Below are 26,413 nucleotides of genomic sequence, written 5' to 3' on the forward strand. Positions count from 1 at the left end.
CGTCTATAAAGATAAACTTATAAATCAATTAAAAGAATTTAATAGTTTTAACAGGAATAGAAAGGTTTCAAATGAAATTAATACGGTTTTGAAAAGAATTTTGAACTGGGAGAAACCAGAGAAATATTTAGAACATGTGATAATGCCTAGACTAAATTGGATGTTAGATTTAAACTTAATCAAATTAGACAGGAAAAATAATGTAGAAATAACTAAGATAGGCGATAAACTATTCGAAAATATATCTATATGGAACGACATAAATACTAAAAAAGTAATATCACCCGATTCTTTTCTTGATAGATTTATGGTTCATATTTTTGATGATTGTTACAATAATTCAGAAACCAATAGCCCTATTGATGCTGAATTCATTTTGGATAAAATGTACGGATACATTAAACAGAGTTTTGGATTATTTAAAACCCTTGCACCGAATAGAGTTACTTTTTCACAAGCAGCGAATTACACTAAATATATGCTATATTTGAATGATGATATAAAAGTCGGATATCAGTTTATTTTAAACAAATTGTCAGAAAAAGATCAAGATATATTTATATTTAAGTATCAAGAGCAATATAGGGATGGTTATATCCAATTAAAGAAGTAATATGGCAGATTTTAAAGACACTTATAAATTAACAACTAATCCATTCAGATTAACACCATCTATTAATCCAGATGAATTGGTATGGGCAGGATTCAACGATGTTAAGACAAAATTTGAAAAAAGAATAGAAAGAAGTATTAGAATACCTAATTCTACTCTAGTATTAAATTGGGGAGAGTATGGTAGCGGTAAAACTCATGCCGCCAGATTTTTTAACAAAAAAGAAGAACTGAAAACTATAGGAGATAAGGCAGGAAGACCTATACCTTATTCAATGGTAATTTCTCTTCCAAAAGGTAAAGATCCTATTTATAGTATATACATGTCTGTTATTGACAAATTAAATATAGAAGAGGTAAGAACTAAATTTCATGATATATCAGGTGACATTAAATCCTATATTGATTCAATAGGATCTAATATTCATATTCAGAATGTATTAAAAGCATTGTTTAATACAGAAGTAGGTCATCTAAATATAAAGAAATATCTATATGGGAATATGAATGCTACGGATTTAAAAAGCCTAAATGAGTATGGGATTTTACGATCTTTGAAAGAAGATAATGATTATTCCGCAGTACTAGCAGGATTATTTTCATGTTTAACTTACGATAAAAAGAAATACTCATGTATTATAATTTGGATAGATGAATTTGAGGATATAATGGTTCTAAATAACTCTAGTATTGATAAAATTAATAGTTTCGTTAGAGAGCTATTGGATAATACTCCAAATAACTTATTGCTTTTTTTAAATTTAACATTATCGGCATTAATGACTGAAGAGGATTTAGGTTCTTATGTTTATGAAAGTGTTAAATCGAGAATAAAGGAAAAAATAAGTTTTGATCTTCCGAGTTCTAATGATTTTAAGGAGTATTTAAAGGAATTGTTAAAGCATTTTAGAGTAGGTTCTGCTGATAATTTATATTTTCCTTTTGATGAAAGTGTTATAGATACACTAATTAGCGATCAAGGTAATGTTTCGCTTAGAAGATTTAACGAGTCTTTATCTTTGTTATTAGAGCTTTCAGATATGGACGGAAAGTGTCCAATTAATATGGAAGTCTTTGAGGAATATAAATCTGAAATTTTATGGGATAAGAATTAACGAATGAATAGTATTTGTTGCTTATTAGATGCTTGTACTGTGATTAATCTTATTCACATTGATGATAATGACTTTTTATTAAAAAAAATCAAAAAGTTAGATGTTTATATAAATGATTCAGTTTTTACCGAGATACGGAACAATGTATATGTAAAGCCATGGAGAGAATTAGGCTCTAATCATATTGACAAAGCTAAACGAGAAGAAATTAAAAAAGAAATTGAACAAAAGCTAACCTTTTATCGGGGTAAGAAGAATAATAATCAGGATTTATTAGATGATTTAGGAGATGATTATTTTGATAGAATAAAGAGTCTAACTAATTACACGAAAAGAAAAAATGGTGAATTATATTCAACAGGACAGGCATTATTCTTAAGTAGAAATAATTTTAAAAATGTATCATTTTACACAGATGACTATCCTGCAAAAAATGATTTTGCTGATTTTTTTCATGATCAACAGATAGGACAAATCAGGGATTCAGTTGATTTTTCAGTTGATTTTATAATATTACTTTATTGGTTAGATGAAAATTTTACAGATGATCAATTAAAAAATAAATTGAATGAGCTTTATTCTCAATATGCAACTGAAGTAGTTTTATTAAAAAAGAAATTACAAAAATTCAGAAGTGAAAAAATTGATGCTCAATTTTTAAAATCTAAAAAAGAAATAGCATTAAAATTAAACGAATTAATTCGCCAACTTGATATTTATGAATTTAACGAAATAATGGAGTATTATAATTTTTTTGTTGGTAAAAAATCAAAATGCAATGATATTTTAAATATCCTTCAGGAATATTTTTCTGTTTTTGAGTTAGATAATAACCAAAAAGAAGATAGTCTACTAATAAAAATAAAAAAAGTAAGTGCAGATATTGGAAAGGTTAAAATTTTAAAACTTAATGATCTTATTAACTAAAATCATAGGTGGTTCTAGGTATTTATTCTCATTTTTAAATAATTAGATAACTCAATATCTTTAAATAGCTCCAATAAAACTTGATTAATTTTGATTTGAATTACTTTAGTTATTAACTCTGTTTTACTCCTAAAATCATTGATTTCTTCATTTATATCAATTTCTAAATACCCTCTATTCACAAATGCTTTTAAAGGCATTCCTATATTATTGTTTTTAGTTTTAAAACTATTTTGATGTTCTTTCCAGGTCACATTAAAAGCATCCATTAAATCGTCTGTTTCAATTACATTAGATTTATTTTCTAAATATAACTTATGTAAAGAAAGTAATAAAATAATTTGATGTGGAGCTAGTTCTCCTCGTGCTTTATCTCTTTTTAAGTTGTCTACAAACTCATCAATGTCCATTATTGTTTCGAATTATTGGATTTATTTGAAAATAAAAAATGGACCAACCTATTTTAAGGTTAGTCCATGACTATTAATGCTAGGCTTCACTCAATATGTTTTCTGTCTCCTGTTTAGACTGCAGAATAAGATCAAGCATGCTTGTTCCTATAGTTATATCTAAGTTTTCCTCTTGTATTTTTTTCTCCAAAAGAAGTAAGCCTCCGTTTGTATAGTTTTGCATAGTAACATGTAAACGTTTCTTAATAGCTTCGACTGTTTTTTTCCCTTTGTCGAGCTCTATCAAATCATCTTCAATGCCTTCAGTTTTTGCAATTACAGCCATGAAAAGATACTCTTGTATGTTGGTAAAATCATTTCTTAGAGCGCTCTTTGTGCTTCCCCAATACTGTATAGCATGACTGAAATCTTTTAATTCTGCAGTTTCTGGTAATTCTTCATATTTATTATTATATAACCCTAAGAAAAATGCATAGATGTACAACTCGTAATTGTTACTGAATATTTTTCCTTTATCTTCTCTATCGGTTTCCGCTCCTCCTCCTTTTCTGGTTAATGACTTAAAAAGGTGCTCTAGATTTTTATCATATTTTGGCGTGGATTTTTTCCACTCGTCGAATAATTTATCCATAATTTATAATTCTATTACAACAGAGTTAGTGGTTTCAATTTGGTTTTCAATAGAGTTTTCGTCAAGCTTAACCCATAATGATTTATCTTTTACAATATCGGCTTGATAAAAACTACTGTCAATACTGATTTTTTTATTTTCATCTTCTTTAATGAAGTCTTTAACAAGTATTATACATTGATCTGTGTTTTCTTTAAAGGAATTAAAGAAAGCTGGGTATTTGTTGCTGTCAAAGGTCGAAAGTGGGGCGTCCAAAATTAGAGGGTAACTTTCGTTAGCTTCATTCTTTACCATTTTGGAAATTGCTAATAGTAAAGAAGTGTGAGCAAGTACCTCTTGAGCACCATTTAGAGCAAAAGGGTTATTAAAATTGTCTAAAACTTTAAACTCAACTTGGTTTTGATTTCCCCTTTTTGATTTGTATAATTTTATTTTCCCTGTATATGCTCCTTCATTAGTCGATTGAAAAATTTCATTAGCTTGTTTTTCTAAATCAATTACTAAGTTGTTGAATTCTTTTTCTGTAGTTTCAACAGTAATTGTTAAAACATCATTTAAAAGTTCTTGAGTTTTCATCAAGTAACCTGCAACATTTGCTATATCTAAGTTGTTTTTTTGATTTTGAAAATCGGCTAGCTTTTCTTTTTTAGAATTTATAATGTTAGTTAAACTTCTCAAGCTTGTGTTTTCGTCTTTTATATTGGTGTTTAAGCCTTTGAAATCTCTCAAAATTGTAGCAGCACTTCCTACATCTATTTTTGAACCACCAATTACTTTAGCTCTTTCAGCTTCATCTTTTTCTCTCTCCTCTATTTTTTTATTAATATCTGCTTTTCTACTTTCTACAAATTCAAAATTTTCAGATATTTTAGACTCCATTTTAATAAGATTGGAAATATTTTCATCATTGGAGTCTGATATTTTGGTTAGAGAATTAATATAATTATGTTTGAAAAGTTGCTTTTTTTCAAACATATCTTTTTCCACAGCCTCAATATATTCTTGAAGTCTATTGTTCATGAATTCATAAGCTTCTGATCCCTTAGGAGCTTCTCTATTGCATACTTTACATAGTTCAGCTTCTATCATTTCTTCCATGTGAGATCGAGTAGGTGCTCCTATCGGTAAAGGTATGATCCCGTTTTTTAGATTTTCTATAGCTTTCTTTTCACCTATTTTTTGTTGAAACTCATTTTCTAACCTTCTTTTAGTTTTAGATACATTAGCAATTTTGGTTTTGTATTCTTCAAATACAGGTTTATAATTTACTAATATCCAGTTTTTGTCAAATAAATCCTGTGTGTAGTTTTCACATTCTCGAACGCGAACTTGTAGTTTGCTTATTTCTTCCTCTTTTATTCTAATTCTTTCAGAAAGTGTTTGGTATGACTCGGCATTCTCAATTATATTCTCATATTTTAGAATTGAGGATTGTATTTTATCAATATTTATCTCATGCTGATTTCTTTCTTTTTCCTTATCAGATATTTCTCTTCTAAGATTTATAATTTCCTCACTTAGAATAGCATATTGTTTTTCTTCTCTTGCATTTTTTTTTCCTGCTGCAGTTACCGCATTCTCTGCACGCCCTACGAAATATTCAGCTTTAGGTATGTAATTCTTTAGGTAAGTAGCATCAGAAAACATTTCTATAAGCGTAGAAAGCGCATCTTTGCTTTCAAATACTTTTAAATCCGTTTCTCCTTTAAACATACTATATCTCCTAATACGCTCATCAAATATTTCACTTCTCAGCTCTTTTGGAAAATCTACTTGATATCTTTCACCTGTTTCTTCTTCTCTTATTCCAATTAAACTAGGCCTAGAGATGCTTATACTTTCATTGTTTTTATGGGCTATAAATGATTTTTCAATAGTTTTTGTCTCATTGCCTTGACTTACAGTCATTCTCACAGAAACTTGAACATTTATACCTTCTTTAATTTCGTTATGTACTGCTTTTTGACTAATAAGTCCTTCTAAGTTAGATTCATAATCATCGAAGATCCATTCAATAGCTTCAAAAAATTTCGTTTTACCATGACCATTAGCTCCATGAATGATATTTACACCTTCAACAAAGTCAAATACATTTTTTCCGTAATAACTTTGATAATTTGTTATTACAACTTGTTTAATTCTCATGACTAAATGTTTTTGTTTAAGTAAATGCTAATTTTGTTGTACAGAGTAATGTCATTAATTCCTTGGTTATTTTCCAATTCATCAACTAATATGGCTATAGTTTTTATGATAGGGATTTCTGAAACTAATGCTCTTGTTACATTGTTAGGTATATCCCTTTCTTCTAGTTGATATTTATCTTTTATAAGTTCGTGACTTACAAATTTTTTAAAAATTTTATTTTTATTCATTTTAAAATTTTTTTAATTTTCATTATTTATATCATAAAGACTAATGTTGTAATGCATGCAGATTTCAGAGAGCTTTTCATATACTTCAGCTTTATTAATTGCCAGTGAAAAAAAGTTTTCTACTCTCTTCATTTCATTTACAATAAAGGATCTTTCAATATTGAAGGTTTCATCGTTTTTGTCCATTTCAAATTTTGGTATCACAACTAAATCATGGATATAGGCAAATTGTTTTCCTTCGGATTTTCTTAATACTCTTCCTCTTCGCTGTATAAATTGTCTAGGATTTCCTGTGCTAGCGCAGAAAATAGCTAATTCAGCTCGAGGTACATCAACACCTTCATCTAGACATTTCATAGATGTTAAAACATGTAAATCACTTTCTGAAAATTGTTTTATAACACTTTTTCTGTTTTTTGTTTTTGAAGTAAATTTCCTAGCCATTATTGAAAAATCAATATCTGTGATAGCCTTAGTGTATTGGTCTATTAAAAAAATATCTTCTTCATTTTCGATATAATTATCTTCCATAATAATATCATTATTTTCAAGTACCCCTTCTGGAGTATAAATTAAAGTGTATTTAAGATTGCCTCTTTTTTTGAACTCATTATTTACAATTGTCTTAAATTTAGGGAGCTTGTTCTCTGCTTTATGAATTATTCTTTTTCTTTTTAAAAGAAGAATTTCCACCTCTTTACATTTTTTAAATGATTTTGTTACGGGATCTATAAACTGTGCAAGTTTTTTGGATATTTCCCTATACTTCTCAAACTCTTGTTCTGTAAGCGATACAATATGTGGGTAATAATAGTACTTGCATAAATATTCCTTCTCAATCGCTTCTTGCATACTAAAACTATAAGTGTAAGGATCTTGATCGTTGAAAAAGGAATCGATGGAGATATTACCTGTCTCGTCATAAATCCTATTTGGCGTAGCTGATAGTCCAATTCTTTTTTCTAAATGAATTTTAGGTAATAATTTGGAGATATTAGGAGCTCCAATATTATGGACTTCATCTGCAATAAAAAGTGTTTGCTTTGGTAAGTCTTTAAAGAAATTTTGAAATTTATCCTTTACAAATGAAGCATAAGTTGCAATAACAATAAATGAGGGATTGTTAAGTCTTGATAACATATTATAGAAAGAAAGCTTGTCTTTCCATTTTTCTTTACTACTTACAGTAATAATATTAGTGTAATTAAATTTTCCACACTCTATTTTCCATTGATCTACTAGCTCTAATGTGGGAACTAATATAATAGCTTTATAAGTACCTTCTTCTTTGTATTCATTTAAGAGACAGTTTAAAGCGGTTAATGTTTTACCTGTCCCGGTAGCCATGGCAAAAAGGCCTTTTCTATTGTTGTCAATCCATTTTAAATATGCCTCTTGTTGATATTTTCGAGGACCTTCTTTGAATGGAAATTTAGGTAAACTTTCTTGTCTTACAAATTCATCTATTTTTCCAATAGCAGAATTGATTGCTTGTTGTGTTTTAAGGTTGTTAAAGTCCTTTTGATAATTCTTCAATAATACTTTCTCTTTAACTAAAAGTTCATCTATATCTTTATCACCAAACTCACTTTTAATTGCTGACTTAACTTCAGATATACTCAAGTATTCCACGTTTTGTGATTTTTCAGAAAATATTTCTTCAAAATATTTAATCTGTTTGTTTACAGATCTTTTAGATCTTTCATCGTCCCATGACATTCTGCATTCTAATTCTTCTAAATTTTCAATAAAACCATAATATGTAAAATTACAAGATGATTTATAGCTTACCGCATTTTTACCATCACTAAAAACGCCTGATTTGTAATGAGCTATTCCTCTTCCATCTTTCGGTTTAACAATTTTTATCTCAATTTTGTCATTAGCAATTAACCAAGCGAAACATTCAAAAAAGTGCTTACCATACTCATTTAATGATTGATGTAGTTGTTTTATATCATTAAGATTATACACACTAGTTAATGATTTCTTATTTTGACCATTTTCAATAGCTGCTTTATCCTCATCGGATAAAATATTGTTTATTACAGCCCTCATTTTACCTCCAGAGTATATAAAACTAGCAAAGCCTAAGGATAATAAATTTATAGCCGAAGAACTGAAATAACCTAACAACAAATCAAAGGATTTGCTATTACAGAGGGCATCCAAATAAAACTGTAAAGGTTCATCTTCACTACCTGTTTTATAATCTCGATCTTCAGCCCAATTAACTTTTTTTAACATATCTTAACTTGAAATTGTTTTTCTTAATGCTTGAATTAGAGCATCGACATCTGCTTTTGATGAACATTTATCAATAGACACTCTTATGTTATTATAGTTATTGTAATTAGTTATATTCATTGCCTTAAGTACATGTGAACCATCCATAACTCCAGAATTACAAGCAGACCCATTACTCAATGCTATTGATTTATTCATGCCTATAAATACATTAGAATCTAAATTTTCTATAATTATATTAACAATGTTTGATGATCGTAAATTCCGTTCCGAGATGATTTTACAATTTGTAATGTTCTTTAAAGAACTTATGAAATAATCTACTATTGATTCAATTTTAGAAATACTCTCATCCATTCCATCATAAATAACTTCACACGCTTTACCCAATCCTACAATTAAAGGGGTGTTATATGTGCCTCCTCTTAATCCTCCTTCTTGTCCGCCTCCATGAATTAGAGGAGTCAATTCTATTCCTTCTCTTTTATATAGCGCACCTATTCCTTTTGGTCCATTTAGTTTATGACCTGAGAAACAAAGCATATCAATTTGGTCTTCTTCAATATCTACATTAATCTTGCCGACAGCTTGTGTAGCATCACAGAAAAAAGCAATATTATTATCATTACAGAGTTTTCCGATGTCTCTAATTGGCTGAATCACACCTGTTTCATTGTTGATGTACATAATTACAACAATTAAAGTGTTTTTCTTTACGGATTCCCGTAATTGCTCTAAAGAAATTAAACCACTTTCATCCACATCTAAATAAGTAACTTCATAGCCCTTAGTTTCTAAGTATTCACATGTAGATAAAACAGCTTTATGCTCTGTTTGTACTGTAATAATATGGTTTCCTTTATCTTGGTTGGATTCAACATAACCTTTAATTGCGAGGTTGATTGATTCTGTTGATCCTGAAGTGAATATAATTTCATCTTTATCGCAATTAATAATATTTGCAACCTGTATTCTAGACCTATCAATTGCTTGTTTAGCTATTTCTCCAAACTTATGAGAACTAGAAGCATTGCCGTAAAATTCTGTAAAATAGGGAAGCATTTCATCTAAAACTCTTTGATCAATTTTAGTAGTAGATGCTGTGTCCAAATATGACACGTATATGTTTGTATTCATTAATTTTACCAGTTTTGAATAATGGTTTTTTTTAATTAGTTTGCTATAAGTAGAGGGAGGCTTAAAAATAATGATATTAAATTTTAAAATCAATTTTTAATATAAAAATCTATAATTATATAAATGTAGAAGTATATGATTATAGATTTAAATAAAGCTCTTTTTTGGCTTTAAATGAGGTTAATTTTACTGCCTAAAACTGAATAAGTATACATTACAGTTAGGTTTATAGAAACAAGTTTAAAAATAAGAGAGAAGAATAAATTAATGTTTAATCTCGCAATATTTACTTGTATAGAATTCTCAGGAAGGATTTTGCTGTTTTCCGTTTTAAAAATCAGTTGATTTTTATTAAGTCTTAGGAGAATTTTAAATCAACTGATTTTTAAAATGCGCCTCAGCGGCAGGCGTCACGGAAGGCTTGGTAGCAAATAAAAAGGAGGGGTTGTGCTCTTGCAATATTCAATACCCCAAAACGGATTATAATGTTTTGTTTTTGTTCTTAAGATAAATAGTTGGTTTACTTTTTCTAGTATAGAATCGAAGTATGTTTGGGTCCAAGCCTTTATCTAGGTTGTACGCTTTCAGTTCTAGACTATCTTTAAAACCAGAATATTCAAATAATGACATTGATTTTAAATGGCTCGAGCTATCAAAGTAATTTTTAAGCTCAGAAAAACTCTCAGTTTTCAGTAGCTCTTTTGAGTTTTTGTACTTCTTATTTTCGAATCTATGGCTTTCAAAATTCTTTATAATTATTGATTCTAAAGAACATTTAAGATTACTATCTATGTCTGTTTTTGTATTACTAGTAGGTATTATGAATGATTTTTCAAAGTCTATTATTTTACCTTCATACAATTCTAGCTCTTTATCTGATTTTGGAAAAATATAATTATATAACCTATATTCAATTTCTCTGAATGTTTGTCCTATTTTTAAAAAATCAGAATTTTTAAAAACAAGAACGTAGAAAATTTCAGTACGATTATTCTTTTTATTTTCCCATTTTTCTTTATTAATTTGACATCTCCTTAAATATAGCCCTTTTAAACTTAGTTTTTTATGCTTCCGTAAATAAGCATTATTTGTAAATGTACCATAAGCCAAATCTCTTGAATCTTTAAAAGTGGTGGTGAAATGTGACCAATCTGCTCCATGTAGGTCGTACATATCTTTTACAAAATTATTTATGAAATCCTGTTTGTTAATAGTGTAATACCTGGGGTTTGAAGGCTCCGATTTTAAAAACAATTCACAGTCAATAAGTGAGTTGTCTTCTGTTATACAATCAAAATCTACTTTTTTTAATTCTCTTGATTTTATAGAAAATATATATTTAGTGTTTTTCATTTTTCCATAGATATTTCCTGTGTCAGAATAATAGGCCGTAAAATAATCCCAATCATTATTGAAATCCGTGTATAATTCATTTAAAAATTTTGTTAATAAAAATGCTAATGTAATTTTACGTTTAATTTTTTCTCCATTTTTAAAAAAAATGTCGCAGTGCATTTCCAAGTTAAAATACTCTTCCTTAAAACTTTCCATGTTTTTCTTTTTTATTGCTAGCTTTCTAGTCCAAATAAGTTTAGGTTTTATTGAAATGAAAGGGCTAACGATTGATTATAAAATAGTTTGATTTGAATTGAGATGAATTCAAGATTAAGTTGTTATTCTTGTGGAGCTATAGACTCAAAAAAATCCTGAATTCCTTCTTGTAGTGAAATTGGGTGATTGGATAACGAAACTTGCTTAGGAGTTGGGGCAATATCCGCTGTGGATATCATGGTTAAATATAAATCTCTACCAGTTCTTTTCCATAGTGCAAAAGTGTATTCAGTATTAGCCTCTAAAACAATCTTATTTTTAAAAGTAACTCCACCAGCGTATTCTGGACTGTCAGGGTGATTACTAATGGGATTACTAATGGGATTACTGGTTAACCTAAACTGTAATTTATTTGTATCATTAACTTGAGTTGATTCCATAGCAGGTGCAGTAGGAGAAAAATATTTAAACTCTTCTTTTAGGCGAGGTAAATATTGATAATCCTCTATTCTATCACTCCAATCATTTCTAACAAGAAAAATTAAATTCAAGGCAGCTAAATCGTATAAGCCTCGAAATAACTTTTTAAAATTTGATTGACCTAATTTAGACCAATACTCCTTTTTAAGTGCTTTAAAATCCGTAGATAAACAGTTATGTAATAATTCACTCAAGAATGGAGATAGATCCATCCATCTGTGTTCATTTATTGCATCCTCATATTTCTGAACAAGTGCTTTTTGCTCCTCCTTTTTTTTCAATGCTAGAGCTTTTATTTCTTCCTCTTCACATGCATTACATTTATAGGAAAAATAACGATGTTTATAGCGTCCGATAGATTGTTTAAAATCAGATTGACTTGTCGCTTTGTTTCCAGATAATTTGTCACAAGTGCTACATACAATGTCGTAAGTAAGAATAGAATAAGTCTGTATGATTTTGGTGAGTTCAGACTGTTCTAAATTAAATTGGTTTTTAACCTGCAAAGGCTTTTGTTGAAACTCCAATGAGTTATCTATTTTCCAATAGGTATCAACAATGTCTTTTTGAATGCTAGTACATTCATTTAAATAGGCGATTTCGATGTTTTTTATTTCCATAATTACGTTAAATAAAAAAGCGTGGAACTGTAACTTATTGGTCTTAGTGGTCTCGCCAGAAACCTTCCCTCCAAATAAGAACAGCCCACGCATAACGTGGGCGTCTTAGTTTTGATATTGGAGGGATTATAAACCTGGCGAGTTTCTAAAACCAAATCAAAAGCTAAACGCTTTATATGTTAATATTTTTTACATCTGTAAATCTTTTGCAAGATACACAGATAAATTTTTATAGTTAATAGTTTATTAGGTTTTAAGATATTGCTCTAAGGCTTTATTCATAATGTTTTTTAGGCTAGTGTCTTCTTTAATAGCCTTTAGTTTTACCTTTTTTAAAAGTTGCTTTGATAAATAGAAAGAGAATTGAATTTCTTCACCCTTTCTTGTGTTTACAGGTGTCACTTTCTGCATCGTTTTAGAATTCTCATTTGCTTTTACTTTATTTAGCAAATCACTAATATTATCTTTTTCCATAAATCCATATTTATATAATTATACAAGTCGCTGTAACATATCTTGTGTTAAACCATCTAACTGTTGTTGTGCATTTTTATCCTTCTTTACTCCACCAACCAAAACAGAACGCGTAAATGAAACGAGATCTGAAATATGAGTTCTTGCAATTGGAACATTATACTCAGATAACTCAATTTGAATGTCTAGAGTGAGCGTTGTGTTAGCCTTAATCATGTTAAACACAATAAGTGCATGATCCTTTTTATTTTCATTTTCTATCAACTCTATAGTACTTTTAATAGCTAATAAATCTAAAACTCCAGCTTTAGTCGGAATTAGAATTAAATCGGCCATATTAATTAATTTAGGTAATTGATCAGATAAATACGGTGGTGTATCTATAAATACAAAATCATATTCAAATTGAACAACCTTATCAATATTATCAATAGAGGATAAAATATCAAAACTTGAAACGATATCCTTCAACTGAGACAAACTTCCTTGCAAGTCCATATCAATTAAAGCAACCTTAGCTCTGTTAGATATATTTTTAGCGAGATTAAAGGCGAGGGTACTTTTACCGACCCCTCCTTTTTGGTGTGTTATAAGTATTATTTTGGTCATGTTCTCTAGTTTTAATGACAGATTGTTTTGTCAGTTTTTCTATCGTTTTTTCTATTTTTTTCATAAGCGCTTCTTTCTCTTTTGGAGAACCATTTTTTAAAATGTATTGATTCTTGAATTTTTCTCGCTCGGGGCGCTTGTATTTGAAAAATTCATCAAAACTTTTTTCATTCATATTAATCCAATTCATTCTATCAAAACCAACATGATATGTATTACCTCCAATGGATCGCGTTGTTGAACGTTCTTTAGTTGTAGGTGTTAATTTTAAACGTTGTGTTTTATCTTTCCGTCCTACAATGATATGAGCGTGACTTTGTAGGCCTGGCTTGTAATCTCCGTTTTTAAACAAACCTTCTACAACTTCGGGATCTGTACCTTTAAATTTTCTGAAGTGCTCTATCTTAGCATAGTAAACAAGATCCTTTCCTGTTTTAAGACCTTTGTCTTCTCTATTAAAGTTTTTTGCATAATTAGTCATAACGATTCTGGCATATGCTTTAATTTTAGAATTGAAGAACTTGTATTCCTCTTGATTTAAATCCCATATATTTTTAATTTCTTTTTTATCTGTTATTCTTGACAGTATGTGTTTTAGTTCTTGCTGACTAAAATTTAATGTTGGAGCAAAATACTTAGCATCTTTTTTTCCTAATTTTTTAATATTACTATCGATAGCTGAAATGACTTCGTTCGTGCTAATATTGTCTTTTGAGTGAGTAAAAAAGAATTGTTTCCTTTTTTCAATAGCCATTCTTTCGAGGCTACTTATTGCTTTCTGTTGTAAACGATCTAGCTCATTGTTCTCTTTTTCTAGATACAATGCTAGATCCACACAGCTAGAAGTATTTGTGGCACCTAATGTGCTATGAGGTTTACTTATTGGCATTACTCAAAAAAGTTTTTAACCCTATTAACTATTCCCGATTTGTTTTTTTTATCTATCAATTTTGACATCTCGGTTAATGCTTTTTGTTGCTTAATAAAAGCAGCATAAATTTTACTGAGTTCGTTGGTAATGCGATTTGTTCTATTTTCATCTATTCGATCTATTTTTACAGAAGTCTCTTCGCTCCATCTAATCGAACTATTAATTCTTGTATTTATAATATTACTTTGAGATTTTTGTTCTTTAGAATACTCGAAAATATCAGTTCTTAATGGTTTTAAAATATCCCGTTCTTGTACTTTTAGAAAAGAAACTATTCGCTTATCTAAAGCCTTTACCATTGCGGCAGGGTTTTCGTTTATGGCTTCAACAGGGTTAATGCCCGTTCTTTTAAAATAGAGGATCATAGATTGAACTAAATCGCCATATGGAACACCAAAAACCTTAGAAATTTTAACTAATTCGTTATGGTGAAATTCTTTAATTAAGATGCTTTTTTTCTTCATTTTATTCTTTTTTACATTGTTAATCAAGCTGTTAGTGTGCTTTTTATAAAAGTGCTATAATATGTTATATTAGTTATGCATAATGTAACCTAAACAATATCAGTCTTTTAAACCCCGTAGGGCAAGTTGAAAATAGGGGTGCAGAGCAACGAAACCCCTGTTCAACTTGCTTAATTTCTTAACACCAAGCAGTGAGCGAACCCACCTTTGGTAAAACATATTTTTTTTAATAATTTATAGATGTCCATTATGTATTAGTTTTCATTAAATAATCGTTTAAATCATTGTAGTTCTTATAATGAATTCTATTGTCTATAACTTTGTTTTGAAAGTTTTCTGTTAAAATATTTGTTGCAATATTTCCAGCTTCATCATTATCTAAAAAGAGTTTTATTATAGAATAATCATTCAACAGGTCAATTACTTTTTTAACTAAAGAAGTGGAGTTCAGAATGATGAAATTTTCTTTGGGTATATGTTTTTTTAAAGTCAAATAAGAAAGAAAATCACTCCATGATTCGAATAGAGAAACCACATTAAAATCATTGCTTATTGTGGTTATTTCTTTTTTTCCTAAGCAGTATTTTTTCGGAAAGTTCACTTCAAAGCCTCCAGAATTATTCATAAACCCAAGACTATATAATTCTTTTCCTCTATTAAAAGAATAATGTACTTGACAACAAAATCGTTTTGCGAATTCTAAATTTATTCTTCTCTCCATTATAGAATTCAATATTGTTGGACTGCTTAATTCAGTCACTTTTTTTATAGAGTAGTTTGTTTGTTTAGATTTTTTAGGAATTGGCGGGTCAAAAGAAAAAATAAAATCTTCACCCCGAAGCCAATTGATAGCTTGTACAAAATCTACAGAAAAATATTTCATAATAAAATCTATTGTGTTACCTCCACAGCCTTCTCCAAAATCATAATACAGATTACCTTCACATTTAACAGAAGCTGTGCTCTCGTTTCTCCATTTGGCTTTAAACCAATATTGTTCTTTTTTCCTTTCAATGGCTTCAATATTTAATCTTTTTAAAATTTGAAACATTGGAATATTTCTTAAATTATCTATATCGTTCACTCTAATTTGATTTTAAGTCTACCTAGTTACCTAAACAACACAACATATTGCAAATAAGCTAATTAAAACTTAGGTAGTCTTTTTTTCAAGCTACCTAAGCTACCTATTTAGGTAAGTAAAACATTATTAAAAACAAGTTACCTACCTAAGCTAAACACTAACAATCAATCACTTAAATCATACTAGGTAACTAGGTAAGTATATTTATAGTTTATTCATTATCTGTAAAACCCCAAGGAGAGTTTTTAAATTTAGGCTGGGCTAAGTAGCCATAAACTTGGCGTTTTGCATGCTTAACTCTACTAAAACCGTGTTTCTTTAATGCGGAACCGATTTTTTGGATATTTAATTTCTGTCCCATCACCTGTAACTCTGTAACAATTTCGGTTGCAGTTCGAAAATCTCCAATGTCATCACTATTAGTATAGAATTTTAAAACATATTCACTCTCGACTGTTTGTATTGTAAACCGTTCATTTCTCATTTCATTAACTCTCACTTCTTCCGAGGTCAATTCAGATTTAAAATCTTTATCGTGCTTAAAAATATGATAAGCCTGTGACCAGAAATCATCTATGTTAAATTCTTTGCTATAAGAAAAATCAAGCTTTTCAAGAACAGTAAATATTATCCATCTCACAGATCCAGAGTCATCACATAAAAATTCTGCACGATTAGTTGAAGCTAAAAATGAACAAATCCTGTAAAGCAATGTAGATTTATCGCCATAAGGCAAACGCTCATTTATAGAAACCTGACTGATAAGTGCCTTAATAGCATTAATATCATACTTCCCCATTACATCTAATTCTTCTATATTTATAAGAAATGCTTTAGCAAGTTTAATTCGGTCATCTTTTCCTACCCCTAAATTTGTATATAAATACTTTTTGAGTTCTGGTGGACACAAATAGTTTAAATAATAAGATTTACCAAAACTTTGACCACCTTCTAAAACTAGAACATGTTTATTAATTGCTTCATTAAAATAAACTGTTTTTATAGCACGGACAGCCCATTTAAGAAGCTGCTTATAAAACAATTCATTATCATCTGTATTAACATACCCTGCATATCGCTTGATGTGATTTTTGCCATCCCAAGGCGGTAGATTTTCAAAATATTTTTTAATAGGATTAATATGTTTAACAAAATGTGACCTTAAATATGTCTTAAACATTTGAGGTGTAACATTTATTTTTTCCCTATTCAGATGAATCAATATGGACGACTCATTAAATTCAAGCTTTTCATTTGAGTTTTGATCATAAATCTCAAATTCTAATGCAATTTCATTAAACTTGATTTTGAAATGTTTATTTAATTCTTCGTGAATTTTATCATACACGGAATCCTTACGTGATGATACATCATATACGCTTATTTCTTCCATAAATAAATATTGAATGAGTATAATGCATATATTTGCATATACTCTTTGAGTTACATAAAAGATTATTTAAGCGTTCAAAAGTGGAGTTTTGAACGCTTTATTTTTTTAGCTGTTTTGAGAATTTCGACAAAACTTCTTCATCGGAATATACTTTATGTTCTCTAATCCATTCGACGATTTCTTCTCTGTCAAAAAACAAAGCACCATTAGTAGGTTTATAATGCGGGATTAAATTTTTGGAACTAAGTTTATGGATTGTACTTTCTGAAAAAGAAGTGTAATCCATAAGATTTTTTTTAGTAAAAATCTGTTTTTGGAAGTGATTCCCCCTCATAATCATCATTTTGAGATCTCTTATCTCTTGCATAATGTTTACCTTATTCATAATTTTTGTTTTAGAATTATGAGGCTAAACTAGCTAGATGAAAGTAAATGAAATGAGGGTTTGTCGGTCAACCGACTTTTATTTTCTATTAAATTTACCTAACTGACTTTTTTCAGCTCATCTAATAGAATTTCATACGTTATTCTTTGATATTGAGTTGATAACTGTCTAGGTTTTTTAGATATAGAATCAGCATTAATAGGTCTATAACTATTCTTTTTTCTGTATTTAAATAATTTAGAAGCTTGATTTAAAGTGAGCTCCTTATTTGTTAACAGCTGTACATAGGGAATAAAAAAGCTACGTAAAAAAACTGCGCAATGTTTTGACTCGAGTTCTAAATTTATATGTTCAAACTCTTTTAAGTCAGAATATTTAATCGCTTGGATAAAATCGTTTAAAGTGTTGTCATCACTAATTATTTTTTTTGATAAAGCGTTGAAAGCCTTCGTTATCATATTAGATTGTGCCTCGCTAAATGAAATTTTATCCACTTCTTTTTCTTCAATATTCACTTCAATGATTTCTTCTTTCAACTTGATCTCAAAAATTTTACCTCTAAAAAAGTGAGACACATCCTCACTATTAGTTCTATGTGCAATAGTAGGTAATCTTAAAAGTTCCAAAATATTTGATATAAGAAATATATTTTGACTATTTAAAAAATAATAAGAAGCACGACCCAATATAAATGTTAGAATTAATGGAATTATTAAAACAAATACCCAGTATGAATCAAACGCATAGTTTAAGCCAACAATAAGTGAACTAACTGGAAGTAATGGAGCGATAATGTATGAAAACTTCTTAGGGAGTTTAATATTTTTTAAATCTTGAATTTGTCGATGAATAAAGAAGAAAGAAGTATCAATTGTATTTTCCATAGTCGCTGTAATATTATTAAAAGTAAAAATACTAAAAAAGTAGCTAAATGAAACAGAATGAAAAGTTTACTATATTTGTGAGGTCAGCAATTTGTTGTACATATGTTGTACTGATGAAAACAAAAAAGCCTCTCGATTTCTCGAAAGGCTTGCCATTATTGAAGTGGTCCCACCTGGGCTCGAACCAGGGACCACCTGATTATGAGTCAGGTGCTCTAACCAACTGAGCTATAGGACCTCAAAATTGGAGTGCAATATTACTATTATTTTTAAAATACTGCAAGCGTTTTTATAATTACTTTTTTTAATATTTTAATCCTAAAACACACAAACTCACTATAAGGCTCGTATTAGGCTGTATATTAAATATGTTATACCTTTACACCCACTAATAAATTTTACTCCCAAAAAGTAAGATTATCTTTAAATATCAACTATTTTTGCAGCATGGAAAGTAATAGACAAAAAAAAATAGGCTCAGTTTTACAACGCGACTTAGTAGATGTACTTCAAAAAGCCGCAACTCAAGGTGGTATGCAGGGCATCCTGATTTCAGTTTCTAAAGTAAATGTTACTGTAGATTTGTCTATAGCTAAAGTATACCTTAGTATTTTTCCTAACGACAAAGCCAAAGAATTATTAGTTGGTATCCGCTCGAACACTCCATTAATTAGACATGAGTTAGCACAACGTACCAAACACCAATTACGTAGAATGCCTAACTTAGAATTCTTTGTAGATGACTCTTTAGAGTACATAGACCAAATTGAAAAATCTTTAAAAGGTCAAGACGACCCTATTAATGATCCTGAACTTTTAGGAAAACGTAAAAAGTCTTAGATTGAATTTTCCGCTGTACATTGCCAAACGTTACTTACGCTCCAAAAGCAGCAATAATGCCATTAATTTTATTACCATAATTGCAGCTGTAGGAGTGATTCTAGGTGCGGCATCGCTCTTTATTGTCCTTTCAGGATTTTCTGGTTTAAAAGATTTTACACTGAAGTTTTCAACCATTATTGATCCGGATTTAAAAGCTGTTCCTGCGTCTGGAAAATCGTTTATGCTTAGCAGCGCTCAATTAGAGGCTTTGCACGATTTAGACGGAATTGCCTCGTATTCTAAAACTATTGAAGAACGTGTTATTTTGGCTTACGACGGCAAAAATTATCCCGCATATATTAAAGGTGTAGATGCACAATACAATCAGGTAAACGCCATAGATTCTGTTATTGTTCAAGGTAGTTGGTTACGACCAAATACAGACCAAATGGTAGCGGGTTGGGGCGTATCTAGTCATTTATCGCTTGGTGTGTTAGATTACGGAAAAGCAGTTACCATTTACGTGCCTAAACCTGGAACAGGACAAATTACCTCGACTAAAAATGCTTTTAACGCCATACAATGCGTTAATGTGGGCTTATTTGATGTGAATGAAACATTAAATGAAACGTATGTGTATACCACATTTGAAAGCTCTAGCAAACTCTTAAACTATGAACCCAATCAGGTGTCAGCCATAGAATTTAAACTGAGTCCTAATTTTGAAGAGGCTACTATAACACCTCAACTACAATCTATTTTAGGAAACACTGTAATAATAAAAAATCGCATTCAGCTTAACGATGCACTTTATAAAATGCTAAATACAGAAAATTTAGCTGTGTATTTAATTTTTACTTTAGTCTTAATTATAGCACTATTTAATGTGATTGGCTCTATAATCATGATGATTTTAGACAAGAAAAAAACCTTAAGTACTTTATATAAACTTGGTGCTTCTGTAAAAGATATTAGACGTATATTCTTTTACCAAGGCAGTTTAATGGCTGTTTTTGGTGGTGTTTTAGGCTTAGTGCTAGGACTTATTATTGTTGGATTACAACAAGCCTTTTCTTTGGTTATGATAACACCTAGTTTGCCATATCCAGTTGCCATTAATATTCTTAATGTAATTGTGGTATTACTTACAATTTCAATATTAGGCATAATCGCTTCAAAAATCGCTTCGGTAAGGATTTCTAAATCTTTAATTGAAACGATTTAAGAGTTATTACTTTGTAAACTTATAATCAGAAAAATCATTAAGTACCATATCTAACGCATCAAAAACATCTTTTGAAGCATCGCTAGTTACTATACGCTGACGGTATTCTTTAAAATGCGGAATGCCTTTAAAGTAATTGGTATAATGACGGCGCGTTTCAAAAACCCCTAAAATTTCCCCTTTCCAATCAATTGCCATTTGTAAATGACGTTTTGCCGCTTCTACACGCTCATGAATGGTAATAGGATTCAAATGTTCTCCGGTTTCAAAAAAGTGTTTTACTTGTTTAAAAAACCACGGGTTTCCAATACTAGCACGCCCAATCATACAGCCATCTAAACCATACTCATCGCGCATTTTCATTGCTTTTTCTGGAGTGTCTACATCGCCATTTCCAAAAACTGGAATATGCATTCTTGGATTGTTTTTCACATTGGCAATTGGTCCCCAATCAGCATCGCCTTTATACATTTGTGCACGTGTACGTCCGTGTATAGAAATGGCTTTACAACCAACATCTTGTAAACGCTCGGCAACTTCTAAAATACGAATAGACTCGTGGTCCCAACCCAAACGGGTTTTTACAGTAATAGGTAAATGGGTGCGTTTCACCATGGCTTCGGTTAAACTTACCATTAAATCTATATCTTTTAAAATTCCTGCACCAGCACCTTTAGAGACAACTTTTTTAACCGGACAACCAAAATTAATATCGATTATATCGGGTTTAGATTCGGTAACAATATCTACGGTTTGAAGCATACTGTCTAAATTCGCACCAAAAATTTGAATACCAACCGGACGTTCTTTTTCATAAATATCTAATTTCATGGTGCTTTTAGCTGCATCACGTATTAGGCCTTCGCTAGAAATAAATTCGGTATACACTACATCGGCGCCTTGTTCTTTACAAAGTGCACGAAACGGTGGGTCGCTAACATCTTCCATAGGTGCTAAAAGCAACGGAAAATCGGGAAGTTCTATAGTATCTATTTTAACCAAAGTCTGTTTTTTTAAGTGAGCAAAAATACTGAAAATGATAGAATAAACACTATCTCCTTACTGTTTTGTATGTTAAGACTTTAAAAACAGAACATTGAAAAAACGTAAGTCTATATTTTAGAAAATGGCAATCTAATATCGCTTTACAACCAACTTGAAGATTTGGTTTTACTCATTGGGTTCATCTACAAAAACCTCTATAACTTTTAATTCTTCTTGAGAAGCTTCTTTTAATGCTACGGGTTCTAAATACAGCACTTTATCTATAACCAATTCTGAAGTATAACTAGAATAGCCTACAAAACTAACTTCTAAATTATAAGTTCCGGCTTGAATATTTTCTATTACAAAGTACCCACTTTCATTAGTAATTGTACCTAAAATTTTACTTGAATCTTGCTTATTTATTAAAATTATATTGGCATAAGAAATAGGTAAATCATTCTGATCTTGAACCTTGCCAGAAATTTTAATTTCTTGAGGAATAGATACAAAAGAAAACAATAAATAAAAGATAGTTAGTTTTAAAGACATAAAAAGTAAAATGGTTGTTCAAAAATAACATAAATAATTTAAATTAAATTGATAGATAACCATATTATAAATCAATTACATAGAAGTTGCTTAATTATTATCATCTTCAGAACGCAAACGATTTCTTTCATTTAATTCTTTTTGCTCTTTTTCATTGGTAGAAAGCTTTGTATTACCGAAGTTGTAACGCAAGCCTAAACGGAAATACTGATTATCATATTTATTATGATAAGTATTATCTTGATTCAAATATTTATTTTTTTCTGTAAAATTTGTGGTCTTAAAAATATCATTCAATTTTAATGAAGCCACCCATTTTCCGTTATTAAAACTTTTTTTAAGACCTAAGTCTATTTGTGCTCTAGATGAAATATCTGACGATCCGCTAATCATAGGAGACATATATAAAATTGAAATTTCTCCGCTTAAACTTCGATCCTCTGTAAAAGAAAAGAAATTCATAACGTTAGTATACATGGACCAAGTTTGATTGGTTTCTGTAGAATTCCCACTCTGGATTGCATTAAAGTAGGCTTTCTGATGAAAAATAGAATTAATAACATACACCGACCAAATGTCTGTAATAGTCTGATAGGTCATAAAATCGAAACCATAATCTACTGCTTTATCTAAATTGGTTGGCAAATAAATAACCTGATTAGTTGCGTTATCCTGAAACAATAATTCTGATGTCGGATCCATTTCATACCTGTAATACGCCTCAAACGTATACGATCCGTTTAAAGTGTAAGACAAGGTTGTTAAATGTGAAATTGTTGGATTTAAATTCGGATTTCCTTGTAAATAGGTATAATCGTTAAAATAGTATTTAAACGGATTTAAGTCTGAATACGTTGGACGCTCAATGCGCTTACCATAAGATAAACCTAAACTATGATGCTCGTTAAAATCGTGAGCGATATTTACGGTAGGAAATAATTTAAAATAGTCGAATTTATTAAGTTCGTATATAGAAGACACATCGCCTTCTGCATCTGTATATTCACCACGTAAGCCTGCAGAAAAACTCCACGATTCCCATGTTTTTGATGCATTTACATAAGCCGCATAATTGGTTTCTTTATAATTAAAAATTCCGCTGTTTAAATCGTCTATTATAAAGCGGTCGACATCAAAATAAAATTGATCGACATTACTCTTAGAATCTATTTGTGAGACTTTGGTTCCGAAACTAAAAACGATATTTTCTTTTAGTGTCATATTATAATCTGCTTGTGCAGAATAGATATATGTATCTTGAAGAGATGTAGAATTAAACATATTTTCTCGGGTAAACACATCGTCTACATCGTAATATTTAGAACTCATATCCTGATCGCGCTCATAGTCGTAGTTGGTATGATGCAAATTCACAGAAAAAGTGTTTCCGTTTTCAGACGTATTTACATAATCTAAATTAAAAGCCGCATTGGTTTTAGAATCGTTAATTATATTTTTTGATGTAAACGACGAATCTATAGCTTCCGTAGTCATATTGGCTAATCTATTCCAATATGGTGTTATACTTACATTTGAAGAGAATGAAAGTATATTCGCATCATTTATCGCATAATCAATATTGGCATTTACATCGTGCGAACGAGATTCTGTATTTCTATCAATTTTATCAATCCATTGACCTACGACCTCATCATCTTCTATAAAATTTATCTCACTTGTATTTATTCTATTCTTTTTGCGCTCCCCATAAGAATAGTTGGCAAAGAGACTTAATTTATCGGTTTTATAAAACTGACTGGTTCCCACTTTTACTCGAGGATACATCCCTTGCGTATAAGTTGTATAAACGCTACCATTATAGCCCACAATTAGATTTTTACTCATGGTAATATTAATTACAGCAGCACCTTCGGCATCGTATTTTGCTGGCGGATTTGTAATAACCTCTACAGATTGTATATAAGTGGCATTGGTACCAGAAAGTAATTGTTGTAAATCTAGCCCTGTTAAGTACACACGTTTATTATTTATTAAATAGATAATATTAGAGCTGTTTTTTACGGTAATTTGGTCGTTCATGATTAAAACACCAGGTGTACTTTGTAATACATCCATAACACTGCCTTCTGTAAGCGACGTGTCTTCTATATTAAAAACAATTCGATCGGACTGTTTTTTGTAAGTGGGACGTTTTGCAAAAATATTAACAGCATCTAAAGCTTCACTAAATTCTTCCAATAGAATAGGTTCTAAAATGGTAGATGCTTTTAAATCTATTTGGGTTGAATATTGAGAATACCCGATAAAACTAATTTCTAAATTATAAGTTCCAGAGTTTAAATATCCGATCTCGAATTTGCCTAAATCGTCTGTAATCGTTCCCTTAACAATAGATTCATCTTCAGTATGTACCAAAATAACATTGGCATAAGAAATTGGCATATTGTTTTGATCTAAAACTTGTCCAGAGATTTTAATATTTTGAGACATGCACACATAAGAACATAGAAAAAACAAAAAGGTAAGCTTAAAAGACATAAATAGCGAAAATGGTTACTCAAAAATAGGGTAAAAAACTGTAATTAAAACAGAAGATTACCACTTTACAAACTAAAGTTATATCTCTCAAAAACTACAGTTTAAAAAATATTAAATTGCTAATCTAATTCTGCTATATTTGCAGATTAAAGCAAGGTATAGTTTTCTTTATGAAGAACATCAGAAATTTTTGCATCATTGCACACATAGATCACGGTAAAAGCACTTTAGCCGATCGTTTATTAGATTATACGGGTTCGGTTACCGAACGTGAAAAACAAAACCAGTTACTAGACAGCATGGATTTGGAGCGCGAGCGTGGTATTACGATCAAATCGCACGCCATCCAAATGGACTATACTTATAAAGGTGAACAGTATATTTTAAACTTAATTGATACGCCTGGCCATGTCGATTTCTCTTACGAAGTATCCCGATCTATTGCTGCCTGCGAAGGGGCTCTGCTTATTGTAGATGCTGCACAAAGCATACAAGCACAAACCATTTCTAACTTATACTTAGCTTTAGAGAATGACTTAGAAATTATTCCTGTCTTAAATAAAGTAGATTTACCTAGCGCCAATCCAGAAGAAGTTACAGACGATATCGTAGAGCTTTTAGGTTGCGATCCAGAAGATGTGATTCACGCAAGTGGAAAAACAGGTTTTGGAGTAGATAAAATTTTAGAAGCCGTTATAGAACGTATTCCTGCACCAAAAGGAAATCCAGACGAACCGCTTCAAGCTTTAATTTTCGACTCTGTTTACAACACTTTTAGAGGTATTGAAACCTATTTTAGAGTATTTAACGGTGAAATTAAAAAAGGACAAAAAATTAAATTTGTCGCTACAGATAAAGAATATTACGCAGACGAGGTTGGGACTTTAAAACTAACCCAAATTGCTAAGAAAAGCGTAAAAACTGGAGATGTTGGATACCTTATTACTGGTATTAAAACAGCCAAAGAAGTAAAAGTTGGAGATACGATTACAGATTTCGATAATCCTACTACAAATATTATTGAAGGTTTTGAAGATGTTAAACCCATGGTATTTGCAGGAATTTATCCTGTAGACACAGAAGATTACGAAGAGTTAAGAAACTCTATGGAAAAGCTTCAACTTAACGATGCGTCTTTAGTATTCGCACCAGAAAGCTCTGCCGCTTTAGGTTTTGGTTTCCGTTGTGGGTTCTTAGGTATGCTTCACATGGAAATTATCCAAGAACGCTTAGAACGTGAGTTTGATATGACTGTAATTACTACAGTACCTAACGTATCCTACCATGCATACACGAATAAAAATCCTGACGAGGCTTTTATTGTAAATAACCCATCAGATTTACCAGATCCATCTACAGTTAACCGTGTGGAAGAACCGTATATTAAAGCGACTATAATTACAAAATCTGACTTTGTAGGAAACGTTATGTCGCTATGTATAGAGAAACGCGGAATGGTTTTAAACCAAACGTATTTAACACCAGAACGTGTAGAGTTAACTTTTGATATGCCGCTTGCAGAAATTGTATTCGATTTTTACGATCGCTTAAAAACAGTGTCTAAAGGATATGCGTCTTTCGATTATCATCCAATTGGAATGAAAACATCGAAATTAGTACGATTAGATATTTTATTAAATGCACAACCAGTAGATGCACTTTCGGCATTAATTCATGCAGATAATGCCCAAAATATTGGAAAGAAAATGTGTGAAAAACTGAAGGAATTAATTCCACGTCAGCAATTCGATATTCCTATCCAAGCCGCTATTGGAGCCAAAATTATTTCTAGAGAAACAATTAAAGCTTTACGTAAAGATGTAACCGCAAAATGTTACGGAGGAGATATCTCTAGAAAGCGTAAACTTTTAGAAAAACAGAAGAAAGGTAAAAAGCGTATGCGCCAAGTTGGTAATGTAGAAATACCTCAACAAGCCTTTATGGCCGTTTTAAAATTAAACGACTAAAACATATATCATTTTTATTAAAAAGGCCGTCTGAA

At 30.4% G+C, this 26,413-nt stretch carries 25 protein-coding genes and 1 tRNA gene; 6 read left to right on the forward strand and 20 right to left on the reverse strand.

Going from position 1 to position 26,413, the window contains the following annotated elements; genetic code table 11:
- The 3 genes from AST99_RS18735 to AST99_RS09225 all read left to right on the forward strand — a co-directional run.
- Positions 1-613 (forward strand): hypothetical protein (locus AST99_RS18735; RefSeq protein ID WP_198151459.1); only part of this gene is annotated, 613 nt, incomplete at its 5' end.
- A 1-nt stretch (position 614) separates the two neighbouring features.
- Positions 615-1,727 carry a hypothetical protein gene (locus AST99_RS09220; RefSeq protein WP_057781550.1) on the forward strand — a complete coding sequence of 371 codons (1,113 nt, stop codon included), beginning with the start codon at positions 615-617 and terminating at the stop codon, positions 1,725-1,727.
- A gap of 3 nt (positions 1,728-1,730) precedes the next feature.
- Complete coding sequence (locus AST99_RS09225) at positions 1,731-2,654, forward strand: hypothetical protein (RefSeq protein ID WP_057781551.1); 924 nt, start codon at positions 1,731-1,733, stop codon at positions 2,652-2,654.
- 14 nt (positions 2,655-2,668) lie between these two features.
- Here the strand turns inward: AST99_RS09225 and AST99_RS09230 are convergent, their stop codons facing one another.
- The 17 genes from AST99_RS09230 to AST99_RS09310 form a co-directional block, all read right to left on the reverse strand.
- The gene (locus AST99_RS09230) at positions 2,669-3,064 is read right to left on the reverse strand and encodes a hypothetical protein (protein ID WP_057781552.1); all 396 of its coding nucleotides are present in this window, start codon (positions 3,062-3,064) and stop codon (positions 2,669-2,671) included.
- Positions 3,065-3,143: 79 nt separating this feature from the next.
- A complete protein-coding gene (locus tag AST99_RS09235) occupies positions 3,144-3,695 on the reverse strand; it encodes a hypothetical protein (protein WP_057781553.1) in 552 nt (183 codons plus the stop codon).
- Between the two features lie 3 nt (positions 3,696-3,698).
- The gene (locus AST99_RS09240) at positions 3,699-5,840 is read right to left on the reverse strand and encodes an AAA family ATPase (protein WP_057781554.1); all 2,142 of its coding nucleotides are present in this window, start codon (positions 5,838-5,840) and stop codon (positions 3,699-3,701) included.
- A gap of 2 nt (positions 5,841-5,842) precedes the next feature.
- The gene (locus AST99_RS09245; RefSeq protein WP_057781555.1) at positions 5,843-6,070 is read right to left on the reverse strand and encodes a hypothetical protein; all 228 of its coding nucleotides are present in this window, start codon (positions 6,068-6,070) and stop codon (positions 5,843-5,845) included.
- A gap of 12 nt (positions 6,071-6,082) precedes the next feature.
- Complete coding sequence (locus AST99_RS09250) at positions 6,083-8,317, reverse strand: DEAD/DEAH box helicase family protein (protein WP_057781556.1); 2,235 nt, start codon at positions 8,315-8,317, stop codon at positions 6,083-6,085.
- Positions 8,318-8,320: 3 nt separating this feature from the next.
- Positions 8,321-9,436: a cysteine desulfurase family protein gene (locus AST99_RS09255; RefSeq protein ID WP_232301605.1), complete on the reverse strand. Its 1,116-nt coding sequence runs from the start codon at positions 9,434-9,436 to the stop codon at positions 8,321-8,323.
- 498 nt (positions 9,437-9,934) lie between these two features.
- Entirely contained in the window at positions 9,935-11,005 is a 1,071-nt protein-coding gene (locus AST99_RS09260) for a hypothetical protein (protein ID WP_057781557.1), read from the reverse strand.
- A 122-nt stretch (positions 11,006-11,127) separates the two neighbouring features.
- Positions 11,128-12,105 carry a hypothetical protein gene (locus AST99_RS09265; RefSeq protein ID WP_157486346.1) on the reverse strand — a complete coding sequence of 326 codons (978 nt, stop codon included), beginning with the start codon at positions 12,103-12,105 and terminating at the stop codon, positions 11,128-11,130.
- A 246-nt stretch (positions 12,106-12,351) separates the two neighbouring features.
- Positions 12,352-12,579, reverse strand: coding sequence for a hypothetical protein (locus tag AST99_RS09270; protein WP_057781559.1), 228 nt, complete (start codon positions 12,577-12,579; stop codon positions 12,352-12,354).
- Between the two features lie 18 nt (positions 12,580-12,597).
- Complete coding sequence (locus AST99_RS09275; RefSeq protein ID WP_057781560.1) at positions 12,598-13,188, reverse strand: ParA family protein; 591 nt, start codon at positions 13,186-13,188, stop codon at positions 12,598-12,600.
- Positions 13,142-14,077, reverse strand: a complete 936-nt coding sequence (locus tag AST99_RS09280; protein ID WP_057781561.1) for a DUF5712 family protein — start codon at positions 14,075-14,077, stop codon at positions 13,142-13,144. Before AST99_RS09280 ends, AST99_RS09275 begins: the two co-directional genes overlap by 47 nt.
- The gene (locus AST99_RS09285; RefSeq protein WP_057781562.1) at positions 14,077-14,583 is read right to left on the reverse strand and encodes a BfmA/BtgA family mobilization protein; all 507 of its coding nucleotides are present in this window, start codon (positions 14,581-14,583) and stop codon (positions 14,077-14,079) included. Before AST99_RS09285 ends, AST99_RS09280 begins: the two co-directional genes overlap by 1 nt.
- 247 nt (positions 14,584-14,830) lie before the next feature.
- Positions 14,831-15,667 (reverse strand): toprim domain-containing protein, encoded by an 837-nt coding sequence (locus AST99_RS09290; protein ID WP_157486347.1) that lies wholly within the window; start codon positions 15,665-15,667, stop codon positions 14,831-14,833.
- A 211-nt stretch (positions 15,668-15,878) separates the two neighbouring features.
- Positions 15,879-17,060 (reverse strand): VapE domain-containing protein, encoded by a 1,182-nt coding sequence (locus tag AST99_RS09295; RefSeq protein ID WP_057781564.1) that lies wholly within the window; start codon positions 17,058-17,060, stop codon positions 15,879-15,881.
- A gap of 97 nt (positions 17,061-17,157) precedes the next feature.
- On the reverse strand, positions 17,158-17,445 hold the full coding sequence (locus AST99_RS09300) for a helix-turn-helix transcriptional regulator (protein ID WP_057781565.1): 288 nt from the start codon (positions 17,443-17,445) through the stop codon (positions 17,158-17,160).
- A gap of 98 nt (positions 17,446-17,543) precedes the next feature.
- Complete coding sequence (locus AST99_RS09305; RefSeq protein WP_057781566.1) at positions 17,544-18,329, reverse strand: hypothetical protein; 786 nt, start codon at positions 18,327-18,329, stop codon at positions 17,544-17,546.
- Between the two features lie 164 nt (positions 18,330-18,493).
- Positions 18,494-18,567 (reverse strand) — tRNA-Ile (locus AST99_RS09310).
- Positions 18,568-18,776: 209 nt separating this feature from the next.
- Here AST99_RS09310 and rbfA point away from each other — a divergent pair.
- A complete protein-coding gene (gene rbfA / locus AST99_RS09315) occupies positions 18,777-19,169 on the forward strand; it encodes a 30S ribosome-binding factor RbfA (RefSeq protein WP_057781567.1) in 393 nt (130 codons plus the stop codon).
- A 1-nt stretch (position 19,170) separates the two neighbouring features.
- Positions 19,171-20,376 carry an ABC transporter permease gene (locus AST99_RS09320; RefSeq protein ID WP_057781568.1) on the forward strand — a complete coding sequence of 402 codons (1,206 nt, stop codon included), beginning with the start codon at positions 19,171-19,173 and terminating at the stop codon, positions 20,374-20,376.
- 6 nt (positions 20,377-20,382) lie between these two features.
- Here AST99_RS09320 and dusB read toward each other — a convergent pair whose 3' ends face one another.
- The 3 genes from dusB to AST99_RS09335 form a co-directional block, all read right to left on the reverse strand.
- Complete coding sequence (gene dusB, locus AST99_RS09325; protein ID WP_057781569.1) at positions 20,383-21,378, reverse strand: tRNA dihydrouridine synthase DusB; 996 nt, start codon at positions 21,376-21,378, stop codon at positions 20,383-20,385.
- 168 nt (positions 21,379-21,546) lie between these two features.
- Positions 21,547-21,912 (reverse strand): carboxypeptidase-like regulatory domain-containing protein, encoded by a 366-nt coding sequence (locus AST99_RS09330; RefSeq protein WP_057781570.1) that lies wholly within the window; start codon positions 21,910-21,912, stop codon positions 21,547-21,549.
- 90 nt (positions 21,913-22,002) lie between these two features.
- Positions 22,003-24,411 carry an outer membrane beta-barrel protein gene (locus tag AST99_RS09335; protein WP_069727833.1) on the reverse strand — a complete coding sequence of 803 codons (2,409 nt, stop codon included), beginning with the start codon at positions 24,409-24,411 and terminating at the stop codon, positions 22,003-22,005.
- A gap of 170 nt (positions 24,412-24,581) precedes the next feature.
- Between AST99_RS09335 and lepA the strand changes: the two genes are divergently transcribed.
- Positions 24,582-26,378 (forward strand): translation elongation factor 4, encoded by a 1,797-nt coding sequence (lepA, locus tag AST99_RS09340; protein WP_057781572.1) that lies wholly within the window; start codon positions 24,582-24,584, stop codon positions 26,376-26,378.
- The last annotated feature ends 35 nt before the right edge of the window (positions 26,379-26,413 follow it).

The organism is Formosa algae (assembly GCF_001439665.1).
Taxonomy (GTDB): domain Bacteria; phylum Bacteroidota; class Bacteroidia; order Flavobacteriales; family Flavobacteriaceae; genus Formosa; species Formosa algae.

Excerpts from the sequence above, each read along its gene's own strand:
- AST99_RS09230 (WP_057781552.1), bottom strand. The coding sequence starts at position 3,064 with ATGGACATTGATGAGTTTGTAGACAACTTAAAAAGAGATAAAGCACGA.
- AST99_RS09270 (WP_057781559.1), bottom strand. The coding sequence starts at position 12,579 with ATGGAAAAAGATAATATTAGTGATTTGCTAAATAAAGTAAAAGCAAAT.
- AST99_RS09335 (WP_069727833.1), bottom strand. The coding sequence starts at position 24,411 with ATGTCTTTTAAGCTTACCTTTTTGTTTTTTCTATGTTCTTATGTGTGC.
- AST99_RS09265 (WP_157486346.1), bottom strand. The coding sequence starts at position 12,105 with ATGGAAATAAAAAACATCGAAATCGCCTATTTAAATGAATGTACTAGC.
- AST99_RS09285 (WP_057781562.1), bottom strand. The coding sequence starts at position 14,583 with ATGAAGAAAAAAAGCATCTTAATTAAAGAATTTCACCATAACGAATTA.
- rbfA (WP_057781567.1), top strand. The coding sequence starts at position 18,777 with ATGGAAAGTAATAGACAAAAAAAAATAGGCTCAGTTTTACAACGCGAC.
- AST99_RS09220 (WP_057781550.1), top strand. The coding sequence starts at position 615 with ATGGCAGATTTTAAAGACACTTATAAATTAACAACTAATCCATTCAGA.
- AST99_RS09305 (WP_057781566.1), bottom strand. The coding sequence starts at position 18,329 with ATGGAAAATACAATTGATACTTCTTTCTTCTTTATTCATCGACAAATT.
- AST99_RS09275 (WP_057781560.1), bottom strand. The coding sequence starts at position 13,188 with ATGACCAAAATAATACTTATAACACACCAAAAAGGAGGGGTCGGTAAA.
- AST99_RS09250 (WP_057781556.1), bottom strand. The coding sequence starts at position 8,317 with ATGTTAAAAAAAGTTAATTGGGCTGAAGATCGAGATTATAAAACAGGT.
- lepA (WP_057781572.1), top strand. The coding sequence starts at position 24,582 with ATGAAGAACATCAGAAATTTTTGCATCATTGCACACATAGATCACGGT.
- AST99_RS09240 (WP_057781554.1), bottom strand. The coding sequence starts at position 5,840 with ATGAGAATTAAACAAGTTGTAATAACAAATTATCAAAGTTATTACGGA.
- AST99_RS09225 (WP_057781551.1), top strand. The coding sequence starts at position 1,731 with ATGAATAGTATTTGTTGCTTATTAGATGCTTGTACTGTGATTAATCTT.
- AST99_RS09295 (WP_057781564.1), bottom strand. The coding sequence starts at position 17,060 with ATGGAAGAAATAAGCGTATATGATGTATCATCACGTAAGGATTCCGTG.
- AST99_RS09245 (WP_057781555.1), bottom strand. The coding sequence starts at position 6,070 with ATGAATAAAAATAAAATTTTTAAAAAATTTGTAAGTCACGAACTTATA.
- AST99_RS09260 (WP_057781557.1), bottom strand. The coding sequence starts at position 11,005 with ATGGAAAGTTTTAAGGAAGAGTATTTTAACTTGGAAATGCACTGCGAC.
- AST99_RS09280 (WP_057781561.1), bottom strand. The coding sequence starts at position 14,077 with ATGCCAATAAGTAAACCTCATAGCACATTAGGTGCCACAAATACTTCT.
- AST99_RS09330 (WP_057781570.1), bottom strand. The coding sequence starts at position 21,912 with ATGTCTTTAAAACTAACTATCTTTTATTTATTGTTTTCTTTTGTATCT.
- AST99_RS09235 (WP_057781553.1), bottom strand. The coding sequence starts at position 3,695 with ATGGATAAATTATTCGACGAGTGGAAAAAATCCACGCCAAAATATGAT.
- AST99_RS09300 (WP_057781565.1), bottom strand. The coding sequence starts at position 17,445 with ATGAATAAGGTAAACATTATGCAAGAGATAAGAGATCTCAAAATGATG.